The organism is Flavobacterium sp. (assembly GCF_041392085.1).
GTDB lineage: Bacteria > Bacteroidota > Bacteroidia > Flavobacteriales > Flavobacteriaceae > Flavobacterium.
In genome coordinates, this window is the sequence record NZ_JAWKMW010000005.1 from 133,671 (window position 1) to 153,944 (window position 20,274).

The window sequence follows — 20,274 nt, forward strand, 5'->3', positions numbered from 1 at the left end:
AAAATTATGTTTAAAAAATTACTTTTAATGGTATTAATGGTTGGGTCAACAGTGATGGCTCAAGACGGAGTGGTTAAATCTGTTGAAGAAGTGGCAAAAAAAATTGAGGACACCACTGCAACAAAAGGATGGACTAAAAAAGGAAATTTCAATTTTTTAGCCAATCAATCAACCTTTTCAAATTGGTTAGCGGGTGGACAATCAAACCTGGCTATTTCAGCGGGAATTAATTATGATTTCAATTACAAAAAAGAAGATTGGAGTTGGGATAACAAATTAATGGTAAATTATGGCGTTACCAAAATTAAAGGTCAAGAAATTCTTAAATCGGATGACCGTTTTGAATTCAATTCCTTAGCCGGTAAAAAAGCAACCGGTTATTGGTATTATTCAATGTTTTTAAACTTAAAAACACAATTAACAACAGATTTAGGAAATCCGGCACCCGGCTTTACTTTACCTAAATCAACCAGTTTCTTCTCTCCGGCATTTTTACAAGTTGGTCCCGGTATGATGTGGAGAAAAACTGAAAATCTAAAAGTAAATATCGCACCGTTAACTTCTCGTTTTGTTTTTGTAATGGATCAAGATTTGGCTGACTTAGGAGCATTTGGAGTTGATCCGGGCGATAATATGCGTTTTGAATTTGGAGCCTCGCTTTCCGCTTACTACAAAACTCAACTTTTTGAAAATGTAAGCATGGAAAACATTTTGAATTTATATACCAATTACCTTGAAGACCCACAAAATGTTGATTTAGACTATCAAGTAAATATTGTGATGAAAATCAATAAATATTTGTCAACCAATCTTGCCTTTCAAACCATTTATGACGATAATGCTTTTGAAGGATTTCAAACCAGACAAGTTATTGGGTTGGGCGTGAATTTCGGATTTTAAAAAATATTTTCTATAGAATCTTATCATTCCGAGGAACGAGGAATCTCATAAAAAAAATTATGAAATTTTTCGTTTCTCGGAATCTTTTTTGGCCGAACGGGCGGGCTTTCCGTTCCAAGTTTTTCAAAAAAAATTAAGTTTTGCAAGCCACCCAAAGAGCTTCCGTTGGTAGCTTTTGTTTGTCAGCAAAACTAAAAATTTATTTCAAAAAAGCTTTCCACTGCAATCCCTGTCGCAGACAGTGCTAAATGCTATTCTTCATCCACAGCATCCTTATAATCCGGATACAAAAATTTGTTGTAAGGGAATCGAGTAACATGAATTTCCCTCACAGCTTCATAGACTTTTTCTCTAAATTCTTCAAAGTTTTCTTTTTCAGTAGCCGAGATAAAAAGGGCATTTTTTTCACCCACATTGCTCATCCATGTGGTTTTCCATTCTTCTAATGAATAATGTTTTGAGGTTCGCTCAATCATTAAATCATGCTCATCAAAATAAGCGGGTTTATACGCATCTATTTTGTTAAAAACCATGATGGTTGGCTTATCAACACTTTTTATATCTTGCAAAATCTGATTTACGGAAGCAATATGATCTTCAAAATCCGGATGTGAAATGTCTACTACGTGAAGCAACAAATCGGCTTCGCGAACTTCATCCAGCGTACTTTTAAAGGATTCTACCAATTGCGTAGGCAATTTTCGAATAAAACCAACTGTATCCGAAAGTAAAAAAGGTAGATTCTTAATTACCACTTTTCGAACAGTGGTGTCTAAAGTAGCGAACAATTTATTTTCCACAAAAACGTCACTTTTTCCAACAGCATTCATCAACGTTGATTTCCCTACATTGGTATAACCCACTAAAGCTACCCGAACCATCGCTCCACGATTACTGCGTTGAACCGACATTTGTTTGTCAATCGTTTTGATTTTGTCTTTCAACAATGCAATTCGATCACGTACAATCCTTCTGTCGGTTTCAATCTCTGTTTCACCAGGACCACGCATCCCGATTCCACCTCGTTGACGCTCTAAATGTGTCCACATTCCTGATAATCTCGGTAGTAAATATTGACATTGAGCCAATTCCACCTGCGTTCTCGCATACGAAGTTTCTGCTCGCTGAGCAAAAATATCTAAAATTAAGTTCGTGCGGTCCAAAACTTTACAATCTAAAATTTTGGTGATGTTTTTTTGTTGGGCAGGAGAAAGCTCATCATCAAAAATAACGGTTGATACGCTATTTTCTTTGATATAATGATGTATTTCCTCCATTTTTCCTGTCCCAACAAATGTTTTGGGATTGGGTTTTTCCAATTTCTGCCAAAAACGCTTAATCACTTCACCTCCGGCAGTAAAAGTCAGAAATTCTAATTCATCTAAATATTCATTTAATTTAGATTCGTCTTGTTCTTTCGTAACAATTCCTACAACAACCGTTTTCTCAAAATTTATTTTTTCTTTTTCTAACATAGAGCATCTAAAGTCTTGCAAAAATAAGCAATTCAGTCACTTTTTTGACCAAACAGCTTGAACAAATACACTAAATTTATTGAATTATTTAGTTAAATATAAAAATATTGTTACATAATTCTTAATTTTTGTTAAATTTGGCTCTCTAAACCTACGAAAAAATATTTCAAAACAATTTAAACTTTCATTTTATGAAAAGAATTACATTACTTTTACTGTTGTTTATCATGACAGGAACGGTTGCGTATTCTCAGATTCCTCAAAATTTTGAGGGAGGAATACCGACTGGCTGGGCAAGATACAACAATGCATTCGGTAATAACCAATGGACTACCGTAAACACCGTTACAACACCGCCAATTGTTTGTGAAGGGACCATTTCAGCTTTTGTGAATGGAACTGAAAATATTGGAGTAGGAAACACGTCCGAAAAATGGTTAGTCTCTACTGAGGTTACAGTGCCGGATAATGGGCAACTTGTATTTTCAACTCGCTCTACAATTAATGGGTTTCAAAACACCACCTATCAGATTCGGGTTTCAACCGTTGACCAATTTAGTGGATTCCAAATTGTTGCATCATGGACTGAGGCTGAATTAACAGATGTTTTTAATATTTGTGAGGAAAAAACAGTAGACCTTACCGGATTTCAAGGACAAGACATTTATATAGCTTTTGTATTATTAGTGACTCAACCTACAGCAGCTCCAACCGGAGACAGATGGATTGTGGATGATGTTCGTGTAGTAGAAAGATGTTTAAATCCTGAAAATATACAAGTAGGAATGATTAGCCAAGTTGGTGCTACCATTACATGGGATAACCCAAGTGGTGCTCAACTTTTTGAAGTTGAAATCGTTGAGTTTCCAAATGCTCCAACCGGAGTTGGTGTTCAAGTAGGCCCTGCTACGTCTTATTCTCCAACTAATTTAAACCCTACTACGCAATATGAAGTATATGTAAGAGCAATATGTTCTGAAAGTAGTAGTGAATGGGTTGGGCCAGCTAACTTTACAACCTCTTCACCGGGGTTAACATGTGATTCCGCTATTCCAATCGATAGTGGTTTGCCTTATTCTACAACAGATAATACGTCAAATTATTCAGATGATATCGATGGTTCTCCGGGCTCATCGGGTTGTGGTGCAACAGGTAATTTCTTAAACGGGAATAATGTTTATTACAGCTACACAGCCGATTTTGATGGTGTTGTGAATGTAACAATGACACCAACCGGTAACAATTCAGGGTTATTTATTTATAATAGTTGTGCTAATGTCGGGGTAAGTTGTATTGCCGGTGTAGCAAATAATACCGGAACACCTCGCGTTATTGATTTGCCTGTTGTTGCAGGACAAACCTATTATATAGTGATTTCAACCAGTGGTACTCCTGCTACAATACCATATACGTTAGCATTACAAGTAGTTAATTGCCCGCCACCAACCAATTTAGGAGCTGTAGGAGGACAAACAAGTGCTGTGTTAAATTGGGATGCAAACGGAGCAACCTCTTGGGAGTATGTAGTTCAAACGGCTGGGTCTGCTGTACCTGCCGGTGCGGGAGTTCAAACAAATAGTTTTGAAAATGTTACCGTTACTACATTATTTGACAGTACACCGCTTGTAGCTTCTTCGCAATACCAATATTGGGTGAGAAGAGATTGTGGCGATGGTACTTTTAGTGCTTGGGCTGGTCCATTTTTATTCAACACTACAATTTGTGAACCAAATGAGCAATGTTTGTATACATTCAGAATGAGCGATAGTTTTGGTGACGGATGGAATGGAGCCCGAATGGAAATAAGACAAAACGGATTGGTTATTGCTACAATCGGAGAAACATTTACCGGAGGTAATGGTCCTGTGGATGTTACGGTTTCACTTTGTACAGGTGTACCTTTTGAATTATTTTGGACAGTCGGTGGAGGTTTCCCTGGAGAGGTGCGTATTCAAGTAATTAATCCATTTGACCAAATATTATATAACATGAATACTGCTTCAGCTGGTTTGGTGAATACTGAGTTGTATAGTGGTTTGGTCGATTGTGATAATCCTGCGTGTCTACCTCCAGATGGGGTTACGGTTGATAATATAAGTGATGTTTCTGCTGAAGTTTCATGGACTCCAATACCTGGGATTACACAATACGAAGTGATTGTTTTACTAAATGGAGACCCTGCACCAGGAGCTTCAAGTACTGGTACAATTACTTCGGACAGTCCTTTTTTAATTGAAGGATTAACAGCTGCTACCATTTATAATGTATATGTAAGAGCAATTTGTTCTACACCAACACCAAGTAATTGGACACCCGTTACGGTGTTTAATACAACTATTTGTCCTGTTGAAGATCAGTGTGAGTATACATTTAGAATGACGGATAGTTTTGGTGACGGATGGAATGGTGCCAGAATGCAAATTAGACAAAACGGAATTGTAGTAGCTACAATTGGTGCAACTTTTACAGGAGGTACTGGTCCGGTTGACGTAGTTGTTCCTTTGTGTGACGGATTACCGTTTGATTTATTTTGGAGTGTTGGAGGAACATTTGCAGGTGAGGTTCGTATAGAGGTTATCAATCCATTTGATCAAACCTTATACAACATGAACGTAGCATCAGCAGGATTAGTTAACACTGTTTTATATACCGCTATGGTAGATTGTGATAATCCGGCATGTTTACCACCAAACAATATTGTTGTGTCTAATGTTGGTCAAGAAAATGCACAAGTAAGTTGGGATGCAATTCCCGGTTTCGATAATTACGAAGTAATTGTTGTGCTAGCAGGATCTCCTGCTCCTGCAGATACTGATACGGGTACAGTTACTACAGATAATCCGTTTTTGTTGGAAGGATTAACTCCTTCATCAAGTTATACTGTTTATGTTCGAACTCTATGTAGTGATACAAGTATTAGTCCATGGACAATTGCACCGGCTACATTTATTACTACTCAAATTCCGGCAGAATTAAATTATGCTGAAGATTTTGAAGGAACACACGGATGGTCATTTGTCAACGGAGCATCTGTCAACAGATGGACAGTGGGTACAGCTACAAACAACGGTGGTACTCATGCCATGTATATTTCAAATGATAACGGTGTTTCAAACACGTATACTGTCGGAAGTGCAGCTACTACGGTTCATGCTTACAGAGACATTGCCATTCCAACTGCGGTGAACGAAGGTACACTTTCGTTTGATTGGAGAGCTCTTGGGGAATCAACATTTGATTATTTTAGAGTTTGGATTGTTCCAACTTCTTTCAATCCAACGCAAGGAACACAAATTACCGCTGGTGCAAGTGGAGGGGTTCAATTAGGAGCCAACTTCAATCAAAATGGAAATTACACGACTCAGTCATATATTTTGTCTCTTGCTCCTTATGCAGGAACAACAATTCGATTGGTTTTTGAATGGAGAAATGATGGAAGTGGAGGTACACAGCCACCAGCAGCAATTGATAACATCAATTTAAGTTTGGTAACTTGTCCTTCTCCAATTGATTTATTGCCACAAACTGAAATTGGTTCTTTTGCTGTTGATTTATCTTGGACACCTGTGGGAACAGAAACACAATGGGAAGTATTTATACAACCGTTAGGTTCTGGTGCTCCTGCTCCTGATGCAGTTGGTATTATAGTTGATCAACCTAATTATAATTTCCTTGCGGAAGAGGATGTGTTTTATGAATTTTATGTGAGAGCAATTTGTTCAGAAGATGATAAAAGTTTTTGGGCAGGCCCTGAGCAGTTTTCAATTTTTATTCCACCAGGATGTGCTTCTGTAGATGTAGTGGGAGTTGGAGTTGATATTGTGGATGGTTCTGTAGTTGTTTGTCCGGATTCTGATATTGAAGAAATTAACCTCTCTGCTTCTTTTTACGGAATTGCAGCAACGACTTCTTATGCAGTTGAATCTATTGAATATGCTCCACCATTCCCATTTGTTGGTGGAATTCAAACTTCGGTTAATACCGATGACGTTTGGTCAAGTGCAATTGACTTGCCTTTTAACTTCTGTTTCTTTGGACAATCCTATACGCAGGCAAAAGTAGGCTCAAATGGTGTTGTCCAATTTGGGAATGGAATGGCTGATGGAGGATTCTGTCCATGGGCATACACCCAATCTGTTCCGGATCCTGCCTTTCCAATTTTAAATGCAATTTATGGAGTTTACCAAGATATTGACCCAAACATCAATAATGCTTTTGCTAATCCAGATATTAATTATCAAGTATTAGGAACATATCCATGTAGAGCATTGGTTGTTAATTATTCGGAAGTTGCTCAGTTCAGTGGAGCATGTAATAACAATCCTACTGTAGGAGCACAAACAACTCAAATTGTTATTTATGAAATTTCAAATATCATTGAGGTTTATGTTCAACGACGAGTTCCTTGTACTTCATGGAATGGCGGGAGAGGAGTAATTGGTATTCAAAATGCGACAGGAACAGAGGGTTATACGCCTCCTGGACGTAATACTGGAACGTGGTCTGCTACTGATGAAGCATGGAGATTTTTACCAAACGGCGAGTCAGATGTTGATTTCCAATGGTTAATGAATGGAGCGTTTTACAGTGATCAAGAAGATATTTCCATTGTTTTAACACCTGAACAACAGCAAGAATTAGAAACAAACTTGTCTTTAACACTTGAAATGGAAGCGGTTGCAACTTATGCTACTTGTACTCCTGGAGAAGAGGTAACGACTTCTAAAACAGTTGATATTGTTTACATCATCGAATTCCCTAATAATGACCCAATTGATTTAGAGTCGTGTAGTGCAACTAGTACAGCTATTTTTGATTTAACTCAAAACAATGAAGTTATATTGGGAACTTTTGATCCTGCTTTATTCCTATTCAGTTATTATTTGTCAGAAGAAGATGCATTGGTTCCTCAAAATCCAATAGAGAATCCTGAAGCTTTTGAAGGAACGGATGGTCAACAAATTTGGGTACGTGTTTCTGATTTAACCAATACTTGTTCGTTGGTGAAATCCTTTTTCTTAATGTTTGGGGATGATATTGTTACACCAATTGTAGAATTTGAATATGATCCGGCCGTTATTTGTGTGTCAAGTACCAGTGGGCTTTTATTGCCAACGTTAGCTACTGATTTTAATACCGGCGGAGAGTTTACATCTACTGCAGGCTTAGTAATTGATTCAACTACCGGTGAAATTAATCTAGGAACAAGTACCGCAGGTATTTATGATGTTGTATATACATTAGAACCTCAAGGTTGTACCGATGGAGGGACATTTACATTTACAGTAGAATTAGTAAATGCGGTTACTCCAATTACAGAATTTAGTTATGACGACACAGAATACTGTAAGTCCGGCACCAATCCGGTGCTTCAACCTGCTGTAGATTTTGATACGTCAGGTCAATTTTCTGCATCTCCTGATGGTTTAGCAATTGATGCCTCTACAGGTGCTATTGATTTGGCAACCAGTGCAGCAGGAACCTATGAGATTACCTATTTAATTTCATCGAATACAGGAGTATGTGAAATCAATGAAAGTTATACCGTAACGCTTACCGTTATTGATGTTGTAGATCCTGTTTTTGACCCAATAACATTAACTTATTGTATTGGTTCAACCCCAGATGTATTATTACCAACTTCAACAAATGGTATCACAGGGACATGGAGTCCGGCTGTAATTGATACGTCAGTAGCCGTTGTTGATGCAACCTATGTGTTTACACCTGATGAAGGACAGTGTGCCAATACAGTTACGTTGTTAGTTACTGTAACTGAAGAAGTCACACCAACATTTGATCCAATTGGTACGGCTTATTGTTTAAACGCAACACCGGATGCTTTACCAACCTCTACAAACGGTATTACAGGGACATGGAGTCCTGCAACGATTGATACGTCAATAGCCGTTGTAGATGCAGCCTATGTATTTACTCCGGATGCAGGTCAATGTGCTGTTTCGGTTACTCTTTTAATAACCGTATCCACTGAGATTTTACCAACGTTCGATGTTATATCAGTATGTCAGGGAGTAGAGCCACCGGTTTTACCGACTACTTCTTTAGAGGGCGTAACGGGAACTTGGAGTGGAGTGATTGACACGAGTGTACCGGGAATGTTTGATTTCACATTTACACCGGATGGCACACAAGAATGTGCTATTGCGACAACAATAAGTGTTGAAGTTCGTCCTACTGTTGTGGCTACATTTGAACCGATAACTACCACGTATTGTCAGGGAGCTATGGCAGATGCTTTACCGGTTTCGAACAATTCTGTACCGGGAACATGGTCACCGGCAGTCATTGATACGGCTACCTTGGGAGAAGCTACTTATACCTTTACCCCTGATGCGAGTGTTGAGTGTCAAGATACAACAGTAATAACAATAACAATCAGTACCCCAGCAACGCCTTTATTTACGGCTTTAACCACAACGTATTGTTTAGATGATACTCCGAATGCTTTACCTTCTGTATCAGAGAATGGTATAAATGGAACATGGAATCCTTCGGCAATAGACACTTCTGTTCCTGGAGAAAATGTAGAGTATGTATTTACTCCTGCTATGGGTGAATGTGCTGATGTTGTTTCGGTGTTCATTACAATCAACGATAGAGTTGTGCCAACTTTTGCACAAGTAGGTCCATTGTGTGTGGGAGAAACAGCAAGTTTACCCCAGACATCACAAAATGGAATTACAGGAACATGGAGTCCTGCCTTTAGTAGTGCAACAGCAGGACAAACCACGTATACTTTTGAGCCAAGTGAAGGTATTTGTGCTACAACACAGACGATGACTGTTGAGGTTATTGCCCGACCATTGGTTGATACAAGTGTAGACCAAATACTTTGTGCTACAGATGGAGACTATGTGTTACCGGCGTTAACCAATGGTGTTTACTATTCAGAGCCAAACGGAATGGGTAATGTACTTACCACAGTTACCGTTAGTACTACTCCGCAAACGGTTTATATCTTTGCTCAGGGTACTTTAGCAGGATGTTCATCAGAGTCTAGCTTTACGGTTACTTTTGTATCAGTAGAGGCAGATGAGTTAAGTGATGTTGAAGAGTGTACACGCTACTTCTTACCGGAATTATCAACAGGTAATGCGTATTACACAGGTCCCGGTGCCACCGGCACTCAATTATTTGCCGGACAAGCTCTGGAAGAAGATCAAATGGTATACATTTATGCCGGAACATCGCAAGGATGTTTTGACGAATCATCTTTTGAGGTAGTGATAAAGAATTGCGGCATTCAAAAAGGGATTTCACCAAACGCTGACGGGCTGAATGATTTCTTTGATTTAACAGACTTTGATGTTCGAAAGTTATCTATCTTTAACCGTTACGGAACTAAGGTATATGATAGAACAAACTACAGCAATCAGTGGTATGGACAAACCAATAGCGGTGATGAATTACCCGATGGTACGTACTACTTTGTGATAGAGTTCAATAACATTGAAGCTAAAACCGGTTGGATTTATATCAACAGAGAGCGTTAGTAGATATACATAACTCACCATTACAGAAAAACAGTAATGGTGAGTTTAAAAAAATAAACCCTATAAAGAAATGAGAAAAATATATTTTGCAACATTGATCGCCGCGATTAGTTTCTTTGAAACCAAAGCCCAGCAAGATCCACATTATACACAGTACATGTATAATATGAACGTAATAAACCCGGCCTATGCAGGGAGTAAAGAGAATCTATCCTTTGGATTACTTTACAGAAAACAATGGGTTGACATTGAAGATGCTCCCACCACAGCTACTTTTTCCGGACACATGCCCGTAGGAAGAAATGTGGGGTTAGGATTGAGTGTTATCTCGGATAAGATAGGACCTGTAGAAGAGAACAATGCGTATGCTGACTTCTCCTATACGCTTAACTTAGGCGGAGAGCACAAATTGGCTTTTGGATTAAAAGCGGGGCTTACCTTTCATAATGTTGGTTTGTTTAGCGATGTATACAACACGCTCCCACAGGAAAACGACCCGGCTTTTAGTGAAAACATCAGTAACACGTATTTGAACATTGGTTCAGGACTCTTTTATTACACCAACAAGTATTACATTGCTTTTTCGGTTCCCAATATGCTTAAGTCAAAACATTTGGATTTACGCGATAATGGACAAGAGAGAGAATTTGGTTCGGAGGTTTCGCACTACTTTTTAACAGCGGGATATGTCTTTGATTTGAGTCCGAACACAAAATTCAAACCCTTTGCAATGTTAAAGTCAGCTTTTAACGCACCTACTTCCTTGGATGTATCGACCAACTTTTTATTCTTTGAGAAGTTTGAAATTGGAGCGACCTATCGTCTAGAAGACAGTTTTGGAGCGATGATTAATTATGCCATCACCCCCAATCTTCGTGTTGGTTATGCCTATGATCACATCGTCTCAGATTTGAATATCACCACTCCTTCTTCACACGAGTTTTTCTTGTTGTTTGATGTAAATTTCCCCAAGAAAGTATCCCGTTCACCACGATTTTTCTAACCTAAAAAGCAACTCAAACGATGAAAAAAGTATATCTATCGATTCTAAGTATTGTAAGTTTAAGTCTTACCTCACTTAGTGCCCAAAATAAAGACACCCAAAAAGCCGATAAGCTTTTCAAACGATTGGAATATGTTGATGCCGCCCAAGAATACCTTAAACTGACCGAGAAAGGAAAAGCAGACGGGTATGTTTACAAACAGTTGGGCGACAGTTATTTCAACACCTTTAACGCCTCGGAAGCCTCCAAGTGGTACGCCAGAGCCGTTGAAACACCACAAGATGCCGAAACCTACTACCGTTATGCCCAAATGCTCAAAGCACAAGGTAAGTATGAAGAGGCCAACAAACAAATGCAAAGTTTTGCCTCCAAAGCACCTAGTGATCAACGAGCAAAAGATTTTAAAGCCAATCCAAACTACCTTCCGAGTTTACTAGACAAACAAAAGAAGTTTGATGTAAAGTCACTGGATATCAATAGTGAAAAATCAGATTTTGGAGCGGTATTACACCAAAATAACCTTTACTTTACCAGTGCCCGAAACGGAGCCAGAAAGAACTACGGTTGGAACGAAGAGCCCTATTTGGATATTTATAAAGCCACTTATAATGTAGATGGAACCATCACTAATGCAGAGCCGGTAGGCGATTTAAATTCAAAATGGCACGATGGCCCTTCTTCCCTTAGTGCTGATGGAAACACGATTTATTTTTCAAGCGAGAGTTTTAAAGAAAAAGACGGCTATGAGAAAGACAAATCCATCAATGCCAAGTTAGGTCAAGTCAACTTGTTTAAGGCTACCATGGCCAACGGGAAATGGTCAAACATCACCCAATTGCCATTCAATAGCAATACCTACTCTACCGGAAACCCTTCCTTGAGTAAAGACGGTAAAACGTTGTATTTTGCTTCCAACAGACCCGGTAGTATCGGTGGAACAGATATTTGGAAAGTGGCCGTTAATGCAGATGGTTCTTATGGCGAACCGGAGAACTTAGGACCTAAAGTAAACACCGAAGGCGAGGAGAACTTCCCGTTTGTTACAGAAGACAACAAAACGCTTTATTTTGCCTCAAGTGGCAGACAAGGGTTTGGTGGGTTGGATGTCTTTGCCTATGATATGACCAAAGGTGAATCAACCAACTTAGGAAAACCAATTAACAGTGAGAAAGACGATTTTGCATTTTCGTTAAATGCAGAGAAGAACATCGGATTTTTGTCTACCAACCGCTCGGGTGTTGATAATATTTACCTTGCTACACCCGTATGTGGCGTAGAGGTAATCACAGTAGTTACTGATGCTAAAACAGGCAAAGTACTTGCCAATGCTAAAGTAGCCATTGTGGATGATAAGAAAAACGTGATTGCTACAGAAACATCAGGAGCCAATGGTGAGGTGGCGTATTATGTAGAGTGTAACAAAGCCTATACGATACAAGCCTCAAAAGACGGTTATGAGAGCAATACCTTCCCGGTAGCAGCCAGCAAAGGCGAGGCAAGAAAAGTAGAAGCCGCCTTGAACCCAATTGATGTAATTGTGACCGAGAAAGAGATTATCCTTAACCCGATATTCTTCGAGTTTAACAAAAGTAACATCACCCAAGAGGGAGCCTTTGAGTTAGACAAACTGGTTCAAGTTTTACAAAACAACAAAGCGATGGTTATCTTAGTTAAATCACATACCGATAACAGAGGTAGTGATGCATACAACTTACGATTATCCGATGCCAGAGCTAAATCAACGGTTCAGTACATCCTGTCAAAAGGAATTGCAAAAGAACAAATCTCCGGTAAAGGAATGGGTGAAACAGAACCTAAAACAGACTGTAAAGACGCTTGCACCGAAGAACAACACGCAGAAAACAGACGAAGTGAGTTCTTGATTGTGAAGAAATAAAATAAACCCTTTTAAACAAAAAAACGGACAGTTCTTGTGGATTGTTCGTTTTTTTGTTTTTAGACCAACACGAGGCTTAAAACAAGCACAGAAAGGCATTAATTCTTTAGGTAACTACAAGGTTTTGGCAAGGCTTTAGTTTAAAAGTTTAAAAGCATTGCTTATAGTACTAAACATGAATAATGTTTATCTTTTACAAGGCTTTGACTCGGGTTTGATATGGCTTTTATCAGGCTTTGGTATGTTATACTACTACTATACTAGTACTATATCTATTCTATAACTGTACTATTAAAATTTGGAAAAAAGAGGGAAAGCGATAAAAGAGAAAGAAATACTCACTTGAAACAAAGATAGTTTTTTTAGTGAAATAGTGTTTTTTTTTGATTATTATTGAGTTAACTTGTAAAAAAAACAGTAGTTTGATTTTGAAAAATTGGTTTTCTAAAAGGAGTAACAAAACCCCAAACCAACCTTGAACAAAACCTCTATAAAGCCATTAAAAAAACCTGAAGAAAATTTAAAAAGGATTATTTAAAAAATATTTGATGGTATCATTTTAAAAGAAAGTTATTTGTCAAATGAATTAATCACTGATAAAATAAAATTTATCTTAAAAAGGAAAACAAAGTTTATTAAGGTTTGTTTAAAACTATTTAAGCAGATTTATCACATAAAAAAAGCGGAACAATTTTGTTCCGCTTTTTGTTTTTTGTCTATCGTTTATTTAATTTACAACAATGTTATCAATTTGCATGGTTGTTGTTATTCCACCACCGGCACCAACGTATTCAAATATAAAGAATCCATTTCCGGTCACAGAAGCAGGAATATTATAATTTCCACTATTTGTAAAGTTTGTAGGATAACCTGATGCTTGACCCGGAGAAATAGTAAAGTTTGATGTAATGTCAACCAAGGTTGCGTCGTTTATGTTTCCACCAACGATATAATCAGTAGAATAATATACTTTTAAAACACTACCATTAACAAATCCGGCTTTTGACTGAAATGATAATGTGTTTGCTGCGGTCATATCAACAGGAACAATGAATAATGATCTGTTGTTTTCAGGTGTTCCACCAAAAGAAGTCATTTGAATGTATTTGTTTCCTCCAAAAGTTGTATTTGCCCAATATCTTGAACCAATGTTTGCATCATTAATGTAATTTGGAAATTGTCTGTTACCAGGAGAGGAAGTTCCGTAGCTTTCAAAGTTTTCTGTAAAACTTCCCAAATACTGAATATTGTTACCCACAAGAGGAGGAAACAAGTCTATTTCAACTCTTTCATTTGTCATTTGGACATCTTCTAGGGTTCTAATCATAAACTGATAGGTTGATGAAAACTTGGTTAAAACACCTCTTAATTTACCATTACCAGATGGTATCTGAGCAGATGCGAAATTAGCATACTGGCTAACTCTCACAACAATTTTATTTCCGTTGATGTCTGTTATTTCGTGATTAGTTCCTCCTCCAATAGTATAAACATCTTCATCATAATAATTTTGTCCCAAGGATTCATCCGTGAATTGAACAGCATCAAATTCAATTAATTTATTAATATAACTATCGTTTGCCGCTTGTGCTACCGTAATATTATTTACTAATTCGTCTTCATTCACTTTTGTACATGAGCGAGTTATTACACTTTCAAATTCTACTCCGGATATTCTTCCCACATCATCATCAGTATCATCCAAGGGAGTTTCATTGTTATAAAGAGAACCAATAATCGTAGAACCAAAATCTTTCATAAAATAACGATTATTCAAGTTAATGAATACTTTTCGTCCGGGTTCAAATTTTGTATACAGATTATACGAGTCAACAGGAACACTAAAACCAACAGATCCATCCAAAGAAACAAAAGAGATGGATTTATAAAAATTCCCACCTTCATCACTAGAAGTTACATAAGCTTCAATAATGTCTTTAACCTCATCATTGTTTTCATCAGGTTGTGGATAAAATTGGATTGTTGAATTAGCAAGATTTGTAATATCTGTTACAAGCTTGTTGGCAGTAAGGTCATTACACTCTCCACTTAAATCAGGAGTGTCGTAATTATCGCTATTAACACAACCAATTAGTATTGCGGAAATGGCAGCTGTTAGTAAAAATTTTATATTTTTCATAGGTCAATTTTTAATTGTTTGTAAACACTTTTACATCATCTACTTGAAATAATCCGTCAAGTGTGGAACCATTTCCGGTTACTTTAAAAGCAATATAAACTGTTCCTGAATATCCTGAAATGTCAATATTTCCTGAGGGAATGTAAAGATAACCATTTGTAGTGTTGTCAGCAACAACGGCTTCTAATTGAGTCCAAGTAGCGGCAAGCACATTAGTTCCATCAAAATCAGAAGAAATAAAAACTTCTAATTTATTAGCAGGATTATCAACAAAATTTGAGGCAGAACTAAAAGTTAAAACTTCATTTTCTGTTGAATCAAGGTTTATGCCAGGCGTTATGGCCCATCCAATATTAGAGTCTTCACCACTTTGGTAAGAATTAAATTGAATATATCCTGAACCATCAAAATCTCTTTCAGTCCAAAGCTTTGATCCCGCTTCAGCGAAATTAACCCAACCCGGAAAATCAAAATTAGCATTAAAGTTTATATCTTCTTCAGGGAAAGATTCCGAAAAGATTAATGGTCTAAAAGGAGGGGTTTCAAAATCATCCTCTTTAACGCAACTTGAAAACATCCCTGCAGTAAAAACTGTAAAAAGAATTATTTTAAATATATTTTTCATAATCTATTTTTTAAAAATTAAAGTAGAAGTTAACAAAATAGGTTCTACCATATCCATAAAAGTATTTAGGACCAAATGAAGGCGTTCCATTTGCTAAATCTGCCTGTAAATCAGGATATGTTGCTTTTCTTGATTGTTCGAAACCGCCTGTTTTGTATTCAATATCAAAAACGTTATTGACGGTTGCAAAAAAACCAATTATATTTCTGTTTTTGTTACTCACTCTCCATGATTTTCCACCTACTAAGTTTACCAAAGTGAAATTGTCGAATTTTTCTTGTTTTAACAGATTCCTGACATTTTCTTCGGTTGCCCCATCAAAGCCTAATCCATCTCCAGCATCTACAAAGTTAGTTGTTCTTAAAATATTAGAAACATCAATATATGAATCTGCTAAATAATTAACATTTGCCCCAATCCACCAGAAGGCAGGAGCACGATATTCTAAACCTAATGAATATGCTTGTTGTGGAATACCCGGCTGTCTGTAATCTTTTAAATAGGCCGTGCCAAAATCGGTAATTGGAGATGAGTTTTGAGAAGTAGCTTGACCATCATCGTTTAGTTTAACATTTGGATTACCGTCAAAGGTATATTCTCCATAAGATGCAGCTACGGTAGCTTTAATTGTTGAAGTAATTTGATATTCAAGACCAAGTTCTGCACCAATATTTTTTTTGCTGATTCCTGTTACAATTTCACTTATGAAAGAATCTTCGTTTCCATCTCCAACGATATCTTCATCAAACAGACCTTCTCCATAAAAGAAAGATAATTCTGTTGCGTTTCTAACTCTAGACATAAAAGCCGTTAGGCGTAATTTTAATTTTGGTGCTCTGATGATATAACTTGCGTCTAAACTCAATATGTTTTCGCTTGTTAAATCAGGTGTAATATTGTTATTTAAACGTGCATTAGCAAAGGTGTTTCTCAAGTTTGGAGCCTTTGTCATATAAAGTCCGTTAAAGTCAAATAAATGTCTCCCTGTTAGTTTATACGTTAGACCTCCTTTGAATCCAAAATTTTCAAAGACTTCTTTGTCGCTTTTACCAAATGAGTTATTTGCGTATATACCATTTTTATACAAGCCTTCTCTTTGGTATTGTGATCTAGAAAAAGATTGAGCGAGATAAAAATCGACTTTTGAATAGGTAAATTTAAATTGTGTAAAAGCATCGATGTTATCACTAAATAAATTATAGTTATAACCATATTTATCGCCCACACCAACTGTCCTGTTTGGGTTATTTAAATCAGACTGACCTAAATCGCCTTGAAAAAAAGGATCAATATCTACAAAAAATTCACCACCTAGTAAATCTAAAAGGTTTTGGAAATTATTAGATTTTAACTTTCTGTAAGCAACACTTGCATTAAATATAATATTATTAGAAAGTTGAGAGTTTAAGATTGAGTTTGCTGAAAAAAGTTTGTCATCTGTTCTGTCTTCATATAAGGCATATACACTTCTTCCCGGTATAGCACTTGTTGTATTGGCAAAGTACATAGCATTCCAATCAATTTGACCATTGTTAATGAAGTTTTGTCTCGCAATGTTTGATTGAGGATTTAACAAGGTTGGGTTTCCGTTTTCATCAACGCCTGGGACATAATAAGCCTGTGAATTAAGGAAAAAACTAGGTAGATTTTGGTAATAAGTTGGATCAGGATTATTTGAACCTTGGTTATCAATTCTTGAGTTCCCAATGGAACCAAATTGATAAGAAACATTTGTATTTAATCTGTTTCTATCATTAATCTTCCAAAAATGACTCAAAATAAAAAGGGGTTCTTCAATGTCTTTATCTCTTGAATTTCTTTTTTTACCGTCTTGCCATCCCCAATAAGAATTATATTTAACTCCTTTTAAATCATTCACTTCTTTTGTGTTAGGAGAAGATTTTCCTCTGCTGTTTTGAGCATATATGGTAGTTAGGTTTAAACTATGGTTTTGTGTTAACTTTTTCTCAATACTAGCAAAAACAGAGTTTGCTGAATAATCTGTTCCCTCAAAATAACCCTCTTGAGCCCATCTTCTTGAAGCAGAAATTACATAAGCCCAGCCGTCTTTAGACATGCCAGAAGCATGAGTAGCCATCGCTCTCCAACTATAATTTGTATTAGTCCCCGAAAATGAAATTCTACTTCCGGGTCTGTAAATAGAAGCTCTTGTATTAATTTCTTGAGTTCCTAAAATACCCCCAAAAGTATAATCAGAAGGGGCAGAACCCATGGTAAACTCTTGGTTTCTGGTGGCGTCATTCAATCCTCCCCAGTTACTCCATTGCGGTCTTCCATCATAAATTTTATTCATGATAACACCGTTAATCATAGTGGTTCCGTATTCATTATCTAGACCCCTAATTCTAAAGCGAGCTTGACCCCAATTAAAAGCGGCGGCCTGTTGATATATATCTCTTGTTGCTTGAAGGAGCCCTGAGGTGCTCTCTGAACCACTGTTGTCGTCTCCTAAATCTCCTTCAGTAATGGTTATTAAACTTAGCTGCTGCTCTGTTGTGATGTCTTCTTCTATAGCTACAACGCCTAAGTCTAACGATTGATTTGCCATCACTTCAATTGACAATAGTTTCGGATTATAACCGTCACTTTTTATTTCAACTAATTGGTTCCCGGCCGGAACATTTTCTAAGACAAAAACACCTTCAACAGTAGTTAACTTCATTAAAGTAGTGTTTTGAATAGTTACAATAACACTCTGTAATGGTTTTTGTGTTTTAGAATCAACCACAACCCCTTTGACTTCTCCGGAGTTTTGTGCAAATCCAAAAAACACTTGCATTACCAACAAAATACTAAAAACAAGTTTTTTCATAAATAAAATTAAAATTATTTTTCTTACCTGTTAAGTTAATTATTTCTTAACAGCCTGCAAATGTACATTATTTAATAATATTATTTACTTTTGGTGCGAAGTTTGTATCAAACTTGACAGTAATTTAATATACAATTTATGAAAATTAAACAATTTATTGCCGCTATTCTTGTGATTTATTCAATGAATAGTGTCAGTGGGCAGGACAAAAAATTTATTATGCATACCGTGGCATTCTATAACCTTGAAAATCTTTTTGATACAAAAGATGATGAAAATGTAAACGATGAAGAATACACACCGGCCAATGGATGGACCTCCGAAAAATACCAGCAAAAGCTTCAAAACTTAGCTAGAGTAATTTCTGAAATTGGCACAAATGAACAACAAAACAACTCACCAGTAGTTCTTGGTGTTTGTGAAATCGAAAACAGAGGTGTTTTGGAAGATCTTATCAAACAACCCAAATTGGCAGCTAAAGATTATGGTATTGTACACTACGATTCTCCTGACGGAAGAGGAATTGACACCGGTTTTCTTTACCAAAAGAAACATTTTACACCAACGAGTTCTGTTAATATTCCGTTGATGATTAAAAATTATGATGGAAGCGGTAAACGGGTTTACACCAGAGACCAATTGTTAGTTACCGGTTATTTAGACGGAGAAGAAATGCATTTTATAATCAATCACTGGCCATCTCGTTCCGGAGGTGAAAAAAGGAGTAGCCCTTACCGTGAAGCGGCCGGAGCGTTGAATAAAAAAATCATCGATTCGCTCCAAAAAATAAATCCGGATGCCAAAGTAATTACCATGGGCGATTTAAACGACGGGCCTTATAATAAGAGCGTTAGAAAGTTCTTAGGTGCAAAATCCAAGAAAGAAGATGTACAACCCGGAGGAACCTACAACCCCATGGAAGAAATGTCAAACAAAGGAATCGGTTCACTTGCTTATCGCGATGCTTGGGATTTGTTTGACCAAATGATTTTTACCGAACCGTTTATCAGAAAAGATTATTCCTCTTTCCGTTTTTGGAAAGCCGGTGTTTTTAATAAACCTTATTTGGTGCAAACCACGGGTCAATATAAAGGTTATCCACTGCGTAACTCTCCGGCAGAACCGGGCTATAGCGATCACTTTGCCGTGTATTCCTATCTCATTAAAGAAGTAAAATAAATTCCAAAGCCGATTCCCTTCGGCTTTTTTTATTTTGTAAATTTACCATTCAAAAAAATCGATACAAATGGCCATTCAAAAACCATTCAATCTTAACCAATGGATTGAAGAAAACCGTCACTTGCTTAAACCACCTGTTGGAAACAAAAACCTATATGTAGATTCCGGTGATTATATTGTTATGATTGTGGCCGGACCAAATGCTAGAAAAGACTATCACTACAACGAAACCGAAGAATTATTCTACCAACTCGAAGGAAACATCACCGTTTATGTGCAAGACAACGGAGAAAAAATTGCCATGCAACTTGGTCCGGGCGATATGTTTTTATTACCCGCCAAAACGCCACATTCACCCGTGCGAGAAGAAAATTCAATCGGATTAGTGGTCGAACGAAAACGTGCCGGACAAGACATACCCGACGGATTGCTTTGGTTTTGCGACAACTGCAACCATAAATTATACGAAGTGTATTTTGAACTCAAAGACATCGAAAAAGATTTCTTAGGCCATTTTCAACACTTCTATAATTCCAAAAAACTCAGGACCTGCCAGAATTGTGGTACCGTCATGGAAACCGATCCGCGATTTGTCGCCAAAACAGAGAACGGATAACCGACAACAGATTTTCGGCAGACAATTCCCGCTGTCCGCTCCAAGCTTGTTTGCAAAAACTGTTTTTTCTAAGTTGCCTTAAGAGCTTCCG

10 protein-coding genes are annotated in these 20,274 nt (G+C 37.2%); 6 read left to right on the forward strand and 4 right to left on the reverse strand.

Features of this window, described 5'->3' with window-relative positions; translation table 11 throughout:
* The first annotated feature begins 6 nt into the window (after window positions 1-6).
* Window positions 7-900 (forward strand): DUF3078 domain-containing protein, encoded by an 894-nt coding sequence (locus R2782_RS03605; protein WP_371266708.1) that lies wholly within the window; start codon window positions 7-9, stop codon window positions 898-900.
* Window positions 901-1,151: 251 nt separating this feature from the next.
* Here R2782_RS03605 and hflX read toward each other — a convergent pair whose 3' ends face one another.
* Window positions 1,152-2,375 carry a GTPase HflX gene (hflX, locus tag R2782_RS03610; RefSeq protein ID WP_371266709.1) on the reverse strand — a complete coding sequence of 408 codons (1,224 nt, stop codon included), beginning with the start codon at window positions 2,373-2,375 and terminating at the stop codon, window positions 1,152-1,154.
* 191 nt (window positions 2,376-2,566) lie between these two features.
* On the opposite strand from hflX, the gene R2782_RS03615 reads away from it, so the two are divergent.
* The 3 genes from R2782_RS03615 (at window position 2,567) to R2782_RS03625 (ending at window position 12,790) form a co-directional block, all read left to right on the forward strand.
* Window positions 2,567-9,889 carry a fibronectin type III domain-containing protein gene (locus R2782_RS03615; RefSeq protein ID WP_371266710.1) on the forward strand — a complete coding sequence of 2,441 codons (7,323 nt, stop codon included), beginning with the start codon at window positions 2,567-2,569 and terminating at the stop codon, window positions 9,887-9,889.
* A gap of 70 nt (window positions 9,890-9,959) precedes the next feature.
* Window positions 9,960-10,892 carry a type IX secretion system membrane protein PorP/SprF gene (locus R2782_RS03620; protein WP_371266711.1) on the forward strand — a complete coding sequence of 311 codons (933 nt, stop codon included), beginning with the start codon at window positions 9,960-9,962 and terminating at the stop codon, window positions 10,890-10,892.
* A 20-nt stretch (window positions 10,893-10,912) separates the two neighbouring features.
* Entirely contained in the window at window positions 10,913-12,790 is a 1,878-nt protein-coding gene (locus R2782_RS03625) for an OmpA family protein (RefSeq protein WP_371266712.1), read from the forward strand.
* Window positions 12,791-13,517: 727 nt separating this feature from the next.
* Here the strand turns inward: R2782_RS03625 and R2782_RS03630 are convergent.
* The 3 genes from R2782_RS03630 to R2782_RS03640 are packed head-to-tail and all read right to left on the reverse strand — an operon-like array spanning window position 13,518 to window position 18,388.
* Window positions 13,518-14,930 (reverse strand): DUF5689 domain-containing protein, encoded by a 1,413-nt coding sequence (locus R2782_RS03630; RefSeq protein ID WP_371266713.1) that lies wholly within the window; start codon window positions 14,928-14,930, stop codon window positions 13,518-13,520.
* Window positions 14,931-14,940: 10 nt separating this feature from the next.
* Window positions 14,941-15,555, reverse strand: a complete 615-nt coding sequence (locus R2782_RS03635; protein ID WP_371266714.1) for a choice-of-anchor J domain-containing protein — start codon at window positions 15,553-15,555, stop codon at window positions 14,941-14,943.
* A gap of 10 nt (window positions 15,556-15,565) precedes the next feature.
* Complete coding sequence (locus tag R2782_RS03640) at window positions 15,566-18,388, reverse strand: carboxypeptidase regulatory-like domain-containing protein (protein WP_371266715.1); 2,823 nt, start codon at window positions 18,386-18,388, stop codon at window positions 15,566-15,568.
* A 138-nt stretch (window positions 18,389-18,526) separates the two neighbouring features.
* On the opposite strand from R2782_RS03640, the gene R2782_RS03645 reads away from it, so the two are divergent.
* Entirely contained in the window at window positions 18,527-19,567 is a 1,041-nt protein-coding gene (locus R2782_RS03645; protein ID WP_371266716.1) for an endonuclease/exonuclease/phosphatase family protein, read from the forward strand.
* A gap of 67 nt (window positions 19,568-19,634) precedes the next feature.
* The gene (locus R2782_RS03650) at window positions 19,635-20,183 is read left to right on the forward strand and encodes a 3-hydroxyanthranilate 3,4-dioxygenase (RefSeq protein WP_371266717.1); all 549 of its coding nucleotides are present in this window, start codon (window positions 19,635-19,637) and stop codon (window positions 20,181-20,183) included.
* The last annotated feature ends 91 nt before the right edge of the window (window positions 20,184-20,274 follow it).